Annotated in this window: 14 protein-coding genes; 6 read left to right on the forward strand and 8 right to left on the reverse strand. The window is 69.8% G+C overall.

The annotated features are described in order from the left end of the window. Positions 1-25 precede the first annotated feature (25 nt). The 3 genes from sdhA to sdhC are packed head-to-tail and all read right to left on the reverse strand — an operon-like array spanning position 26 to position 2,659. On the reverse strand, positions 26-1,858 hold the full coding sequence (gene sdhA / locus K244_RS0113585; RefSeq protein ID WP_020186824.1) for a succinate dehydrogenase flavoprotein subunit: 1,833 nt from the start codon (positions 1,856-1,858) through the stop codon (positions 26-28). A gap of 4 nt (positions 1,859-1,862) precedes the next feature. Further along, positions 1,863-2,237 (reverse strand): succinate dehydrogenase, hydrophobic membrane anchor protein, encoded by a 375-nt coding sequence (sdhD, locus tag K244_RS0113590; protein WP_020186825.1) that lies wholly within the window; start codon positions 2,235-2,237, stop codon positions 1,863-1,865. Positions 2,238-2,248: 11 nt separating this feature from the next. Beyond that, positions 2,249-2,659, reverse strand: coding sequence for a succinate dehydrogenase, cytochrome b556 subunit (gene sdhC / locus K244_RS0113595; RefSeq protein WP_020186826.1), 411 nt, complete (start codon positions 2,657-2,659; stop codon positions 2,249-2,251). A 379-nt stretch (positions 2,660-3,038) separates the two neighbouring features. On the opposite strand from sdhC, the gene K244_RS0113600 reads away from it, so the two are divergent. Beyond that, positions 3,039-3,755 (forward strand): TetR/AcrR family transcriptional regulator, encoded by a 717-nt coding sequence (locus K244_RS0113600; RefSeq protein ID WP_245259770.1) that lies wholly within the window; start codon positions 3,039-3,041, stop codon positions 3,753-3,755. 4 nt (positions 3,756-3,759) lie between these two features. Here K244_RS0113600 and K244_RS0113605 read toward each other — a convergent pair whose 3' ends face one another. Both K244_RS0113605 and K244_RS0113610 read right to left on the reverse strand, forming a co-directional pair. Then, a complete protein-coding gene (locus K244_RS0113605) occupies positions 3,760-4,752 on the reverse strand; it encodes a diacylglycerol kinase family protein (protein WP_020186828.1) in 993 nt (330 codons plus the stop codon). 38 nt (positions 4,753-4,790) lie between these two features. Then, positions 4,791-5,522 carry an RNA pseudouridine synthase gene (locus tag K244_RS0113610; RefSeq protein ID WP_020186829.1) on the reverse strand — a complete coding sequence of 244 codons (732 nt, stop codon included), beginning with the start codon at positions 5,520-5,522 and terminating at the stop codon, positions 4,791-4,793. Positions 5,523-5,573: 51 nt separating this feature from the next. Here K244_RS0113610 and K244_RS0113615 point away from each other — a divergent pair, with 51 nt between their 5' ends. Beyond that, positions 5,574-5,870 carry an antibiotic biosynthesis monooxygenase gene (locus K244_RS0113615; RefSeq protein ID WP_020186830.1) on the forward strand — a complete coding sequence of 99 codons (297 nt, stop codon included), beginning with the start codon at positions 5,574-5,576 and terminating at the stop codon, positions 5,868-5,870. Between the two features lie 33 nt (positions 5,871-5,903). After that, positions 5,904-6,854 carry a glucokinase gene (gene glk, locus K244_RS0113620; RefSeq protein WP_020186831.1) on the forward strand — a complete coding sequence of 317 codons (951 nt, stop codon included), beginning with the start codon at positions 5,904-5,906 and terminating at the stop codon, positions 6,852-6,854. Positions 6,855-7,173: 319 nt separating this feature from the next. Here glk and K244_RS0113625 read toward each other — a convergent pair whose 3' ends face one another. After that, positions 7,174-7,956, reverse strand: a complete 783-nt coding sequence (locus K244_RS0113625; RefSeq protein WP_020186832.1) for a 3-hydroxybutyrate dehydrogenase — start codon at positions 7,954-7,956, stop codon at positions 7,174-7,176. Between the two features lie 104 nt (positions 7,957-8,060). Here K244_RS0113625 and K244_RS0113630 point away from each other — a divergent pair, with 104 nt between their 5' ends. Together K244_RS0113630 and ispG are read left to right on the forward strand one after the other, a co-directional pair. Further along, positions 8,061-8,606, forward strand: coding sequence for a transcriptional repressor (locus K244_RS0113630; RefSeq protein ID WP_020186833.1), 546 nt, complete (start codon positions 8,061-8,063; stop codon positions 8,604-8,606). A 3-nt stretch (positions 8,607-8,609) separates the two neighbouring features. Continuing rightward, positions 8,610-9,926, forward strand: coding sequence for a flavodoxin-dependent (E)-4-hydroxy-3-methylbut-2-enyl-diphosphate synthase (ispG, locus tag K244_RS0113635; protein WP_020186834.1), 1,317 nt, complete (start codon positions 8,610-8,612; stop codon positions 9,924-9,926). Between the two features lie 241 nt (positions 9,927-10,167). On the opposite strand, the gene K244_RS0113640 is transcribed toward ispG, so the two are convergent. Continuing rightward, positions 10,168-10,971 carry an exodeoxyribonuclease III gene (locus K244_RS0113640; RefSeq protein ID WP_020186835.1) on the reverse strand — a complete coding sequence of 268 codons (804 nt, stop codon included), beginning with the start codon at positions 10,969-10,971 and terminating at the stop codon, positions 10,168-10,170. 292 nt (positions 10,972-11,263) lie between these two features. Beyond that, positions 11,264-11,992, reverse strand: a complete 729-nt coding sequence (locus K244_RS0113645) for an outer-membrane lipoprotein carrier protein LolA (RefSeq protein WP_051460024.1) — start codon at positions 11,990-11,992, stop codon at positions 11,264-11,266. A gap of 133 nt (positions 11,993-12,125) precedes the next feature. Here K244_RS0113645 and K244_RS0113650 point away from each other — a divergent pair, with 133 nt between their 5' ends. Next, positions 12,126-12,860, forward strand: coding sequence for an AAA family ATPase (locus tag K244_RS0113650; protein WP_020186837.1), 735 nt, complete (start codon positions 12,126-12,128; stop codon positions 12,858-12,860). The last annotated feature ends 2 nt before the right edge of the window (positions 12,861-12,862 follow it).

A 12,862-nucleotide genomic window follows, 5' to 3' on the forward strand; every position in this document is an offset into this window, starting at 1 on the left:
TCTCCGCCTGACCCTCGTTTCTCCATCAATACACCCGCGCCTTGGGCTCGATGTACTGGATGTCGTTGGTCATCGTGTAGGTGTGGACTGGCCGGTAGTCGAGCGAGACCTGCCGCTTCGCCACGTCCGCCCAGGCGAGCGTGTGCTTCATCCATTCCTTGTCGTCGCGGTCCGGGAAGTCCTCGCGGGCGTGGGCGCCGCGGCTTTCCTTGCGGTTGACCGCGCTGTCCATGGTGACGACGGCCTGGGCGATCAGGTTGTCGAACTCGAGCGTCTCGATCAGGTCCGAGTTCCAGACCAGCGAACGGTCGGCGATCCGCACGTCCTCCGCGCCGGACCAGACCTCGTGGATCAGGCCGTGGCCCTCCTGCAGCACCTCGCCGGTGCGGAACACCGCGCAGTTCGATTGCATGACCTTCTGCATCTGGAGGCGAAGCTCCGCCGTCGACGTGCCGCCGGAGGCGTTGCGCAGGCGGTCGAGCCGCGCGATCGCGGGCTCGGAATAGGCGGCCTGGGGCTCGCGATGGGTCGCGTTGGGCTCCATGGTCGCGGCGCAGCGGTCGGCGGCGGCGCGGCCGAACACCACGAGGTCGATCAGCGAGTTCGAGCCCAGGCGGTTGGCGCCGTGCACCGACACGCAGGCGGCCTCGCCCAGCGCCATCAGGCCGCGCACCACGGTGTCGGGGTCGCCGTTCGCCTTGGTCAGCACCTCGCCGTGAAAGTTCGTGGGGATGCCGCCCATGTTGTAGTGCACGGTCGGCAGCACCGGGATCGGCTCCTTGGTGAGGTCGACGCCCGCGAACACCTTGGCGCTCTCGGAGATGCCCGGCAGACGCTCGTGCAGGATCTTCGGATCGAGATGGTCGAGGTGCAGGTAGATGTGGTCCTTGTTCTTGCCGACGCCGCGGCCCTCGCGGATCTCCACCGTCATCGAACGGGAGACCACGTCGCGGGAGGCGAGGTCCTTCGCGGAGGGCGCGTAGCGCTCCATGAAGCGCTCGCCCTCGGAATTGGTGAGGTAGCCGCCCTCGCCGCGGGCGCCTTCGGTGATCAGGCAGCCCGCGCCGTAGATCCCGGTCGGGTGGAACTGCACGAACTCCATGTCCTGCAGCGGCAGGCCGGCGCGCAGCACCATGGCGTTGCCGTCGCCGGTGCAGGTGTGGGCGGAGGTCGCGGAGAAATAGGCCCGGCCGTAGCCGCCGGTCGCGAGGATGGTCTTGTGGCTGCGGAAGCGGTGCAGCGTGCCGTCGTCCATCTTGAGCGCGACGACGCCGACGCAGGCGCCCTCCTCGTCCATCATCAGGTCGAGGGCGAAGTACTCGATGAAGAACTCGGCCTTGGCCTTCAGCGCCGCGCCGTAGAGCGTGTGCAGGATGGCGTGGCCGGTGCGGTCGGCCGCGGCGCAGGTGCGCTGGGCGGTGCCCTTGCCGTAGTGGGTGGTCATGCCGCCGAAGGGACGCTGGTAGATCTTGCCCTCCTCCGTGCGGGAGAACGGCACGCCCCAATGCTCGAGCTCGTAGACCGCGGCCGGCGCGTTGCGCACGAGGTACTCGATCGCGTCCTGGTCGCCGAGCCAGTCGGAGCCCTTGACGGTGTCGTACATGTGGAAGCGCCAGTCGTCCTCGCCCATGTTGCCGAGCGCGGCCGAGATGCCGCCCTGCGCCGCGACGGTGTGGCTGCGGGTCGGGAACACCTTGGTGATGCAGGCGGTCTTCAGGCCGGCTTCCGAGCAGCCGACCACGGCGCGCAGGCCCGCGCCGCCGGCGCCGACGACGACGACGTCGAAGGCGTGGTCGATGAAGGGATAGGCCCGGCCGTTGAGACCGGGAGCGCCGTTCGGCTTCGCGGCGTCGGCCATGGCGTCAGACTCCGAAACTGATCTTCAGAAGCGCGAAGACCGCCGACAGACCGACGATGATCGCAAAAAAGGTGTTGCCCATCAGCAGAAGCAGCTTGGGCAGCTCCGCGTGGACGTAATCCTCGATGATCACCTGCATGCCGATACGCATGTGGACCACGACGGAGATCACGAACAGCAGCATCAGGATCGCGACGATCGGGTTCGACAGGGTCGCGACCACGCTCGCATGGCTGTCGCCGGCGAGCGACACCAGCACGCCGACGAAGACGGTCGACAGCACGAGATTGGAGACCGCGGTCAGCCGCTGCAGCCAGAAATGGTCGGTGCCGGAGCGGGCGGCGCCCAGTCCGCGGACCTGGCCGAGGGGGGTGCGCATGGGTGCCTCCTTCAGCCGGTCGCGCCGTGGGTCGCGTAGACCACGATCCAGATCAGGACGGTGAGCGCGATCGAGCCGATCAGGCCGCCCTTGATCAGGCGCTCGCGGCTCTGGTGATCGAAGCCGCGGCCGGTGTCCCAGATCAGGTGCCGGACGCCGCCGAGGCCGTGATGGATGAGGGCCCAAGTGTAGCCGAAGAGCACGAGCTGGCCGAGGATCGAGCCGTAGATCGACTGGACGGTCTCGAAGGCCGAGGGCCCAGACGCGGCGGCGACCAGCCAGATCACCAGCAGGATGGATCCGACGTACAAGGCCGCCCCCGTTATGCGATGCACGATCGACATCATCATCGACAGCATCGGACGGTAGATCTGGAGGTGCGGGGACAGCGGCCGGTTCGAACCGGCCTTCGACGACGCCATCGCTTTTTGGACCTCTTCGAAGTATGCGCCGGATGGGGTTAGCGGACGCTGCGCTGCAGCGCAATGTCGCAGACCCCCCTCTGAGACGAATATCTGAGACGCGTCGATCACGGAGCTGGCCGCAGGAAGCGCCACGTTCGATGGCGCGGGCCGCCGGCGCGACGTGCGCCGCCGCGGACGACAACCCTCTGATTTTCAACGATTCCAACCACTTCAGAAAGACGCCCACTCGCTTAGACGGAAGAACCATGCGACATAACGCCGCTAAGTGTTTTACCTGTCTGGTCGGGGAGGCGGTCAAGCGCGCATTGTGTTCGAAAGATCAGCCGCTCGTTTTGCGGTCGCGAACGTTGGGATGCTCCAGATGTCGTCCTCTCCCATGGCAGCAGCCCTCCCCGCCCAGCCGCGCCGCCGCGCGCCTCGTCTCGCGGGCGACGCCCGGCGCGCGCAGATCGTCGCCGCCGCGTGCACCTTCTTCGCCGACAACGGCTTCAGCGGCCCCACCCGGGATCTCGCCGCCTCGATCGGCGTGACTCAGGCGCTGCTCTATCGCTACTTCGACCGCAAGACCGACCTGATCGACGCCGTGTTCGCCGAGGTGTTCCGCGACCATTGGGCCGAAGGCGCGATCGAGACGCTCAAGTCGACGGCGAACCTGCCCATGGTGGAGCGCACGTCCGCGGTCTACGAAGGCATGGTGTCGCGCATGACCTGCACCGCCACCCGCCTGTTGTTCCGCGCCGGCCTCGACAACTACCCCGGCCCCATCTTCGCCAGCGCCAACCGCTGCTGGCCGATCTGGACCGCGATGCTGGACGAATGGCGCCGCGAGGAAGGCCTGCCGTCGCTGGCGAAGCGGCCCATGCTCGAGGGCGAGCGCGCCCTGATGCTCTCGTTCCACAACGCCATGGTGATGATCCGCGTGCGCGAGCACGTGTTCCACGCTCAGCGCGTGCTGTCGGACGCGGAAGAGATCCGCCAGGTCGCGGAGACCCATGACGCCGGCATCCGCGAAGTGCTTCACAAGCTGCACGACGTCGGCGCGCAGGACGCGCGGAGCCTGCCCGCGGCCGACGAGACCCAGGCGGCCGCGTAAGGCCTCAGCCGGCGACCGAGCGCGCCGGCGCAGGCGTTTCGGCGCCCGCTTCGCCCCCGGACGGAGCGGGGTCCGCCAGAATCGCCGCCGAACGCAGCGGAACCATCATCCGCGCGACCTTGGGCAGCGTCTCGTAGACCACCGGCATGGTTTCCCGGGTGAGCTCCCCGTCGGTCGCGACCCAGGCGCGGCGGCGCCACGACTTCGTCACCTCCACCTTGCTGGCGCGGAACGACTCGATCAGCGGGTTCGTCCGCCATCCGCCCGCCACGACGTCGAGGCCGAGCCGCAGGCGCTCCTTCATCGTTCCGGCGTGGGCCACGATGATCTCCAACTCGGCCGCGTCCAGCCGCGGTCGCCGCCAGGCGCCGTCGCCGAACGCGTTGTTGGTGACGAGCACCGCGGTCGCGTCCACCTTGATCGGCGCGCCGTCGATGACCAGCGTGTAGCGCGAGCGGCCCGAGCGGAAGAACGCCCGCAGCGCGGCGAAGCTGAACCCGGCGTAGCGCCCGAAGCCCTTCAGCCCCCGCGCCGCCTCCCGCGCCCGGGCCATCTGCGCGAAGAACCCGAGACCCGAGATCGAGTGGAACGGCCGCCCGTTGATGGACCCGAGGTCGATCATCTGGGGCTCGGAGCGCGCAAGCGCGGAGATCGCCTCCTCCACCTGCTGCGGCACGCCGAGGTCGCGGGCCAGCAGGTTCATCGTGCCGAACGGCAGCACGCCGAAGGTCTTGCCCGACGAGACCAGCTTCCGCAGCGATCGGGACAGCGAGCCGTCGCCGCCGCCGACGATGATCTCATCGTGAGCGTCGGCGGCGTTCAGCTCGTCGAGCACCCCGCCGAGGTCCCGCGGCGGGACCAGCCGGACGTCGACATCCTTGCCGGCGGCGGCGAAGGCCTTGCGCACCCGCTCCGCGGCGTCCGCGCCGTCGCCGTCGCCCGCGAGGTCCTTCAGCGTTCCCGCGCGCGGGTTGAGCAGCACGAGGCAGCGGGCCATCGGCGTCGATCCTTCGATGAGGCGGCGAAATCTCCGCGCTATATAGGCGCGACGTCTCCCGTGGATATGGGCGCCGGCGCCTCCCAGCCAAGCGCGGCGAAGGTCGCCGCCATGTGCGGCGGCAGCGGCGCCTCCACCACCACCGGCGGCAGCTTCTCGCGCATCGGGATCGACAGCGCGCGGGCGTGAAGATGGAGCGCCGCGCCGCCGGCCGCCTCCGCGCCGTAGATCGGGTCGCCGAGCAGCGGCAGGCCGATGTGGGCGGCGTGCACGCGGATCTGATGGGTGCGGCCGGTGAGCGGGGAGAAGGCGATCCAGGCCAGGCCGGCGCCGCGCTCCATCACCTTCCATTCGGTGACGGAGGGCTGCCCCGCGGGATCGACCGCCATCCACCAGCCCCGCTCGGGACTGCGCTTGGCGAGCGCCGCGTCGATCCGGCCCTCGTCGGCCTCGGGGGCGCCGCGCACTACCGCCCAGTAGGTCTTCGCCACCCGCCCGTTCGAAAACAGCTTGCCGAGCCTCGCGAGCGCCTTGCGGTGGCGGCCGAGGACGAGGCAGCCGCTGGTGTCCTTGTCGAGCCGGTGGGCGAGCGCGGGGTTCCGCGGGAGGCCGAACCGCAGGGCGTCGAACATCTGCTCGAGATTCGCGCCGCCCTTCGGACCGGCGTGCACGGGCAGGCCAGCCGGCTTATCGACGACGAGCATCAGCCCGTCCCGGTGCAGGACGCGGGCGGCGAGGTCGTCCGGCGTGAAGTCGTTGATGTGACGCATTTGCGAAGAGCTGGGTCTCGGATCGGTATGGGCGACGGGCCAGGCCGCACTATGTCGGCGCAGATGAAGCTTGTCGCCACCGTCTTCGAAGTCGACCCCGAACACATAGCGGCCTTTCGCGCCGCGGTGTTCGCGAGCGCGAACGAGGTCGAGCGCGCCGACCCCGCGTGCCGCGGGGTGGCGATCGCCGAGGACCCTGAGGCGCCGGGCTTTTTCCTCACCTCCGCGCTCTACGCCGACGACCAGGCGGCCGCCGCGCATGACCGAACCGCCGCCGGCCGCGCATTCGAGGAGGCCGTGCGGCCCTTCGTCAAGTTGAAGCGCGTGCGGCTGTTCGATCTCGGCTAAGACGCCCGCTCCGTTCCTGGCTCCGGAGGCTTCGTGACCCTTCTCGTCGGCGACATCGGCGGCACCAACTCGCGCTTCGGGCTCGTGGCCCGAGGCGAGCTTCGACCCTACGGCGTTCAAACCCTAAGGAACGACGATCATTCCTCGTTCGAAGAAGCCGTGGTCGCCTATCTCGACGCCGCGGCGGAGCGCCCGGCGCGGGCCGCCTTCGCGCTGGCGGGACCGGTGGTCGGGCGGGTGTCGAAGCTCACCAACCGCGATTGGCCGATCGACGCCGACGCGCTCGAAACGCGTCTCGGACTGGACCACGTCGCGCTCCTCAACGACTTCGTCGCCCAGGCCTCCGCGCTTCCTCATTTCCGGGTCGGCGAAACCACGCCGATCGGCGCCGCGCCCCCCTCCGACGCGGCGTCGAAGGCCGCGCTCGGCCCCGGCACCGGGCTCGGGGTCGCGGGGCTGCTCCGCGCCGGCGGCGCGTGGCTCCCGGTTCCGAGCGAGGGCGGGCACATCGAGCTCGCGGCGGTCGACGCCCGCGAGTTCGCGATCTTCGAGCGCATTCGTCAGGGCTTCGGCCGCATCTCGGCGGAGCACGTGCTGTCCGGCCCCGGATTCCGCCGGCTGCACGAGGCGCTCGCCGCCGTCGAAGGCGCCCCGGCGCCCGGCCTCGAGCCGGCGGAGATCGTCGCGCAGGCGGAGGCGGGCGACGCCCATGCGGCGGAGGCCGTGGCGCTGTTCCTGCGCCTGCTCGCGCGCTTCGCCGGCGACGTGGCGCTGACCTTCGGCGCGCAGGGCGGCGTCTATCTCTGCGGCGGGGTCGCGCCCAAGCTGCTCGGCCTGCTCGACGTCGCGGCCTTTCGCGCCGCGTTCGAGGCGAAGCGCCCCCACGACGCGCTGATGCGCAAGACGGCCACGGTGGTCGTCACGAGCGAGATCGCCGGCCTGATCGGCTGCGCCGCCGCCGCCACGTCCGATCTCGCCGCCTGACGCCGCCGCCGGAAGATGGTCAACGGCCGTTAACCCGCCGGTAAATACCGGCTTAACCTTCGTTAACCACAAGCAACAAACCGCGCTCGAACAACTAAAATTCGAGATGAATTTGATTGATGCCCTGCGGCCGTTGCCGTAATTGTGATTTCAAGATGAAGCGACGAAGAGATGGCGGACCCGGACCGCACTTTTCAGACGATCATCACCCTAATTGCTTCGGCCACGCCATTCCCGGTCGAAGCAAGCGTGCGAGGCGGCGTCGTTCTGCGACGCCGCCTCGCTGCGTTTTCAATGTCGTCCCTGGCGGCCAGCCGCCTCAGGCCGCCGTCCAGCCGCCGTCGATCGGCAGCGTCGCGCCGGTGATCTGGGAGGCGGCGTCCGAGCACAGGAACACCACGAAGGCCGCGACCTGCTCGACGGTGACGAACTGCTTCGTCGGCTGCGCCGCGAGCAGCACGTCGGTCTTCACCTGCTCCTCCGTCAGCCCGCGGGCCCTCATCGTGTCCGGGATCTGGCGCTCGACCAGCGGCGTCCAGACGTAGCCCGGGCAGATGGTGTTGGCCGTGATCCCCTGCTGCGCCACCTCGAGCGCGACCGACTTGGTGAAGCCGGCGATCCCGTGCTTCGCAGCGACGTAAGCCGACTTGTAGGGCGAGGCCACCAGCGCGTGGGCCGAGCCGGTGTTGACGATCCGCCCCCAGCCCTTGCGCTTCATGCCCGGAAGCGCCGCCTTGGTGGCGTGGAACGCCGAGGACAGGTTGATCGCGATGATCTGGTCCCACTTGTCCTCCGGGAACTCGTCCACCGCAGCGACGAACTGCACGCCGGCGTTGTTGACGAGGATATCGACCCCGCCGAAGCGCTCGTCCGCGGCCTTGACCATGGCGGCGATCGCCTTCGGGTCGCTCATGTCGGCGCCGTCGTAGACCGCGGTCACGCCGAACTCCTGCTCGATCGCGGAGCGGATCGACTCGATCTCCCCCTTGTCGCCGAAGCCGTTGATCACGACGTTCGCTCCGGCCTGCGCCAGCCCCCGGGCGACCGCAAGCCCGATGCCGCTGGTGGAACCCGTGACGACGGCCGTCTTGCCCTTTAGCATGGCGCGCTCCTGATGCGTTCGCGGCTCGGACGAGCCTTCCCTGGACGGCGACAATCTGGAGCGCAGTTCCGGCCTTCGCAACGCGCCGTCACACGAACCATGCTATGAACCGACCGATGACGCAGGCTCACGCCACACACGACCATGCCCACGCCTTCGCGGGTCCCGGCCACGACCACCACGCCTGCGCGCGCGACGTGATCGCCCGGGCCGAGGCGCTGTGCGCGGCCCGCGGGGCGCGTCTCACCGAGATCCGCCGCCGCGTGCTGGAGGCGCTCGCCGCCGACCACGCGCCCGCCGGCGCCTACGAGGTGATCGAGCGGCTCGCCAAGGACGGGGAGCGACGGCCGGCCCCGATCACCGTCTACCGGGCGCTCGACTTCCTGCTGGCCCACGGCTTCGCCCACCGCATCGAAAGCCGCAACGCCTTCGTCGCCTGCAGCCACGACCACGGGCCGGACGCCCGGCAGCCGGTGGTGTTTCTCATCTGCGAGCGGTGCGGCGCGGTCGGCGAGGCGGCGACGCCGAAGCTCTGGGCCGCGCTTGACGAGCTGACCAGGGCCGCGGGCTTCCGCCCCCGCGCGCCGGTGATCGAGATCGCCGGCGACTGCGCCCACTGCCGCGCCGCCGAAGGGGCGCACGAGGATTAAGCGATGACGCTGCTGTCCGAACTCGCTCGCTCCGAGCCGTGCCTTCCCGAGCCCGCCTCCTGTCCTTCCGCCCTGTCTCCCCGCCGGACGGCGCGGGCGGTCCACGTGGGCGACGTGACCGTCGGCGGCGGCGCGCCCATCGTCGTGCAGTCGATGACAAACACCGACACGGCGGACATCGAGGGCACCGTGCGCCAGGTCGCGGCGCTCGCGCGCGCAGGCTCCGAACTGGTCCGCATCACCGTCGACCGGGCGGAAGCCGCCGCCGCCGTCCCCCACATCCGCGACCGGCTGGCGGCCCGCGGGGTGAGCGTGCCGATGGTGGGCGACTTCCACTACATCGGCCACACGCTGCTGGCGGAGCACCCCGCCTGCGCGGAGGCGCTCGCGAAGTACCGGATCAACCCCGGCAACGTCGGCTTCGGCGCCAAGAAGGACCGGCACTTCGCGCAGATCGTCGAGATCGCCGCGCGGAACGACAAGCCGGTTCGGATCGGCGGCAACTGGGGCTCGCTCGACGGCGAGCTGCTGACCCGGTTGATGGACGAGAACGCCGCCGCGCCCGCTCCGAAGGACGCCCGCGAGGTGACGCGCGAGGCGCTGATCCGCTCCGTTCTGCTCTCGGCCGCGCGCGCCGAGGAGCTCGGCCTGCCCCGCGAGAAGATCATTCTGTCGGCTAAGGTTTCCGCCGTGCAGGACCTCATCGCGGTCTATCTGGAGCTCGCCCGCCGCGCGGACTACGCGCTTCATCTCGGACTGACCGAAGCCGGAATGGGCTCGAAGGGCATCGTGGCCTCGTCGGCGGCGCTCGGCGTGCTGCTGCAGCAGGGGGTCGGCGACACCATCCGCGTCTCGCTGACGCCCGAGCCCGGCGGAGATCGCACGGTCGAGGTCAAGGTCGCGCAGGAAATCCTGCAGACCATGGGGTTCCGGACCTTCGTGCCGCTGGTCGCGGCCTGCCCCGGCTGCGGGCGGACCACCTCGACCGTGTTCCAGGAGCTCGCGCGCGACGTCCAGACCTACATCGTCGATCGCATGCCGGAGTGGAAGGCGCGCTACCCCGGCGCGGAGGCGCTGAACGTCGCCGTGATGGGCTGCATCGTGAACGGGCCGGGCGAGTCCAAGCACGCCGACATCGGCATCTCGCTGCCCGGCACCGGCGAGGCCCCGACCGCGCCGGTGTTCGTCGACGGCAAGAAGGTCGCGACGCTGCGAGGGCCGAACCTGGTGCAGGACTTCAAGGAGATGGTCGAGGCCTACGTCGACCGCCGCTTCGGCGGCGCCGGACAGAGCGCGGCCGGCCAGGACGCCGCGGAGTAGGCTTGCGGCTGCGCGGTCCAAAACGAAACGCGGGAGATCCCTCCTCGCGCCGAAGGCGTGGGGAGGGTGGCCTCGGCGTCAGCCGAGGTCGGGTGGGGTCTTGGGCGTCGAGCGCGACCGAAACCCAGCACCACGTCCGAAACCACCCCACCCGGCCGGGCTTCGCCCGTCCACCCTCCCCTCCCGGGGGAGGGATCGCCCGCGCTTCAATTTTGAAGGCGCGGAGCCGGTACGAATTCCCTCACCCTATGTTCACGATCACCGGCACGTGGTCGGACGGCCGTTCCCAGCTGCGGGCGAAGCGCAGGGTCTCGACGCCGGTGGTGCGGGCGGCGACGTCGGCGCTCGCCCAGATGTGGTCGAGCCTGCGGCCGCGGTCGACGGCCTCCCAGTCCGCGGCGCGGTAGCTCCACCACGAATAGAGCTTCTCGGGATGCGGCACGTGGGTCCGCACCGCGTCCACCCAGCGGCCGGCCTCGCGCATGGCGTCGAGGCCTTGCGTCTCGATCGGCGTGTGGCTGACGATCTTGAGCAGTTGCTTGTGGTTCCAGACGTCGCTCGGGTCCGGCGCGATGTTGAGGTCGCCGACCATGATGCGCCGGCCGGTGTCCGCGATCCGCGTCGACCAGTCGGTCAGCTCGGAGAGGAACTGCAACTTGTGGGCGAACTTCGGGTTGACGATCGGGTCCGGCTCGTCGCCGCCGGCCGGCACATAGAAGTTGTGCACCGTGACGCCTTCGAGCGGACCGGCCGCGAAGGTGGTGGCGAGATGCCGGGCGTCGTCCTTGTCGGCGAAGCGCTCACGGGCTGTGGTGACGAACGGGAAGCGCGAGAAGGTCGCGACCCCGTGATAGCCCTTCTGGCCGTGCAGCGCGACGTGCTCGAAGCCGAGCTTGCGCACGTCCGACATCGGAAACTTGTCGTCGGGGCACTTGGTCTCCTGCAGGCACAGCACGTCGATCCGATGCTCGCGCACGAGCTTTTCGACGAGCCCGATGCGCAGGCGCACCGAGTTGATGTTCCAAGTGGCGAGGCGGAGCGGCATGGGCGGAGAGGGGCGACCGGTCGGAGGGGTTCGCCGGCTTTAGGCCATCGCGCCCGCCGGCGCCAGCGACCTCGCCAAAAAGAAAGACGCCCAGCCTCGGGGGGAAGGCTGGGCGTCTCGCGCTTGAAGCGCTCTCGTCGGCATCGGGGGGAGACCGACGACGCGGGGTGCGGCTGCAGACGCGACGGGGGGACGCTGTCTGCGGCTCGTTCGCCTCGCTCAAGATCCGAGATGGGCCCGCCGCGCCCCCGCGTCAAGAGCCCGAATGCGTAAATCTACGTAGCGCGCAGACCTACTTCGGCGGACGCGCCACGCCCTGGCGGTTGATGCGGAAGATCCGCGGATCAGGCTTGGCGGAGGTGTCCACGTTCGAAAGGGCGACCGAGGTCTCCATCCCCTGGGCGTCCGTAACCGTCCATTGCTGGAGCTGGTAGTCGGCGCCGCCGAACATCAGCTGCAGCTGGGCCCTGCCGCCGATCGAGCGCTTTTCCTCGAGGATCACGGAGACGAGTTCCGGCTCCTGGAACACGCCAAGCACGTTCGCGTCGCCGAGCAGGTCGACCTTGCTCTGGAGCAGGAAGCGCAGGGGGGTCTGGCTCAGGGGGTACATGTCCTGGGTGTTGAGCCGGCGGTTGCGGACCACCACCGAGTTGCCGTCCGCGATGATCTCGAGCGGGCTCGGAGAGTCGTACTGGAAGCGGATCTTGCCCGGCCGGTCCATCCACAGCGTGCCGGTGGTGCGCTGGCCGTCCGGGCCGACCTGCACGAACTTCGCCGTCATCTGCTGCAGGGCGTTGAAATAGGTGTTCACGCGGGAGAGCGTCGCGCGCTGCGTCGGATCGAGCTTCGCCACCGGCACGCCGCGGTTCGCCGCCGCCGGCTGGGCGTCGGCGACGCCGGGCGGAGGCGAGACGTCCATCGGCGCCGCCTGCTGCTGGGCGAAGGCGGGGCCGGCGGCGACGGCGCTGGCGAGGAGAGCTGCGGCGAGAAGGCGAGTCATCGGCAGGAAGGGCCTCGTCATGGGGGACGGCGCCCGGAGACTAGGGCGCGACGGTCGGTCGGTCGACGCTCACCTAGGGCGCGTTCATGGCGTTTTGAGGTTTCGCGCCGCGCGGCCCGCGGGCATCCTCCGCCGAAGCGGGTGAGGAGACGGCATGCTGCAGGGCCTGCGGATCGAGTGGAGCAAGGTCGAGGACCGCGGCGGCTACCCCTATGACATTCCCGCGATCGCGCAGATCGAGGAGCTCGACCTCAGCGCGTCGATCACGATCCTCGTCGGCGCGAACGGGTCCGGCAAATCGACGCTGCTGGAGGCGATCGCGACGCAGCTCCGCTGCAACCCGGAGGGCGGGTCCCGCAACTTCGCGTTCTCGACGGAGAACACGCTCTCCCCGCTGCATCGCTCGATGCGGCTGATCACGGGCGCGCCGATCCACAAGGACGCGTTCTTCTACCGCGCCGACACCTATTTCAACGTCGCGACCGAGATGCGCCGGCTGGACGGCGAGGCGTCGTTCGGACCGCCTGTCGTCAGCTCTTATGGCGGAACCCACCTTCACGACCTTTCGCACGGACAGGCCGTCATCCGGCTGCTGCGCCAACGGTTCTCGCCGCGCGGGATCTACGTGATGGACGAGCCGGAGGCCGCGCTCGCGCCCGAGACCCAGTTCGAAGCGATCGCCGCGATCATCGACCTCGCCCACCGCGGGGCGCAGTTCGTGCTTGCGACGCATTCGCCGTTGCTGATGGCGCTTCCCGGCGCGACCCTCTACGAGCTTACCGAGCGCGGCCTCGAGCGCCGCGCCTATGACGACCTCGGCCACGCCCGGCTCTACAAGCGCTTCCTGGCCGATCCCGCGAGCGTCGTGGCGCGGCTGGTCGAGGACTGACT

The organism is Methylopila sp. 73B (assembly GCF_000526315.1).
In the GTDB taxonomy this organism is placed as follows: domain Bacteria; phylum Pseudomonadota; class Alphaproteobacteria; order Rhizobiales; family Methylopilaceae; genus Methylopila.

Bases quoted from the DNA above. Each gene is read 5' to 3' on its own strand.
- sdhA (WP_020186824.1), bottom strand. From the start codon at position 1,858: ATGGCCGACGCCGCGAAGCCGAACGGCGCTCCCGGTCTCAACGGCCGG.
- sdhD (WP_020186825.1), bottom strand. From the start codon at position 2,237: ATGCGCACCCCCCTCGGCCAGGTCCGCGGACTGGGCGCCGCCCGCTCC.
- sdhC (WP_020186826.1), bottom strand. From the start codon at position 2,659: ATGGCGTCGTCGAAGGCCGGTTCGAACCGGCCGCTGTCCCCGCACCTC.
- K244_RS0113600 (WP_245259770.1), top strand. From the start codon at position 3,039: ATGGCAGCAGCCCTCCCCGCCCAGCCGCGCCGCCGCGCGCCTCGTCTC.
- K244_RS0113605 (WP_020186828.1), bottom strand. From the start codon at position 4,752: ATGGCCCGCTGCCTCGTGCTGCTCAACCCGCGCGCGGGAACGCTGAAG.
- K244_RS0113610 (WP_020186829.1), bottom strand. From the start codon at position 5,522: ATGCGTCACATCAACGACTTCACGCCGGACGACCTCGCCGCCCGCGTC.
- K244_RS0113615 (WP_020186830.1), top strand. From the start codon at position 5,574: ATGTCGGCGCAGATGAAGCTTGTCGCCACCGTCTTCGAAGTCGACCCC.
- K244_RS0113625 (WP_020186832.1), bottom strand. From the start codon at position 7,956: ATGCTAAAGGGCAAGACGGCCGTCGTCACGGGTTCCACCAGCGGCATC.
- K244_RS0113630 (WP_020186833.1), top strand. From the start codon at position 8,061: ATGAACCGACCGATGACGCAGGCTCACGCCACACACGACCATGCCCAC.
- ispG (WP_020186834.1), top strand. From the start codon at position 8,610: ATGACGCTGCTGTCCGAACTCGCTCGCTCCGAGCCGTGCCTTCCCGAG.
- K244_RS0113640 (WP_020186835.1), bottom strand. From the start codon at position 10,971: ATGCCGCTCCGCCTCGCCACTTGGAACATCAACTCGGTGCGCCTGCGC.
- K244_RS0113645 (WP_051460024.1), bottom strand. From the start codon at position 11,992: ATGACGAGGCCCTTCCTGCCGATGACTCGCCTTCTCGCCGCAGCTCTC.
- K244_RS0113650 (WP_020186837.1), top strand. From the start codon at position 12,126: ATGCTGCAGGGCCTGCGGATCGAGTGGAGCAAGGTCGAGGACCGCGGC.